The organism is Mesorhizobium sp. M7A.F.Ca.US.006.04.2.1 (assembly GCF_004022915.1).
Classification (GTDB): Bacteria; Pseudomonadota; Alphaproteobacteria; order Rhizobiales; family Rhizobiaceae; genus Mesorhizobium; species Mesorhizobium ciceri.
This window is the reverse complement of record NZ_RZQA01001546.1, coordinates 1-630: the sequence shown is the minus strand read 5'-3', so window position 1 is coordinate 630 and position 630 is coordinate 1. Positions and strand designations below refer to the sequence as shown.

Sequence of the window (630 nt, the reverse complement as noted above, 5' to 3'; positions counted from 1 at the left end):
ACATCGGAGATCCTGCCTCGGCAACGGCGCCGTGCCGCGTTGCCATTGCAAGGGACTGACCAAGGGACTGACAAGGCCCGATGATCAAGGTCATCGCCATCGCCGTCTGGATCTGCGCCGCAACGCTGGGCGCCGTATTCTATTCTTTCCAGGCGGCCGGCGAGCGCGGTGTCGGCGAAACGCCGAAGCCGATGCTGGGCGGCCTCGACTACGTCAAGACCGACATCATTTCGGTGCCGCTGATCCGCGATTCCGAGATCGGCGGCTATTTCCTGACCAAGCTTGTCTACACGGTCGAACCCGAGCAGATCAAGAAACTGTCCATTCCCGCCGAAGCGCTGATCACCGACCAGGTTTATTCCTACCTCTATTCCAATCCGCAGATCGACTTCACCAACAAGGCGACGATCGATCTCGATGCCTTCCGCGCCGCGATCCGCGATACCGTCAACACGCGTGTCGGGGCGCCTTTGGTGCATGAGGTTCTGATCGACCAGGTCAATTTCCTGTCGAAGGACGAAATCCGCGACAACTGGCTGCGCCGCAAGAAAAGCGAGACGGCGAGCGAAATGACCAAGGCGTTCAAGGAACACTGAGTTGCCGGGCTCGCATTCCCGGCCTCCTCCAGGC

General features: G+C 60.2%; 1 protein-coding gene. It reads left to right on the top strand.

What is annotated here, in order from left to right; genetic code table 11:
• Window positions 1-80 precede the first annotated feature (80 nt).
• Window positions 81-596, top strand: a complete 516-nt coding sequence (locus EN925_RS38650) for a hypothetical protein (protein WP_013529757.1) — start codon at window positions 81-83, stop codon at window positions 594-596.
• Window positions 597-630: the final 34 nt, after the last annotated feature.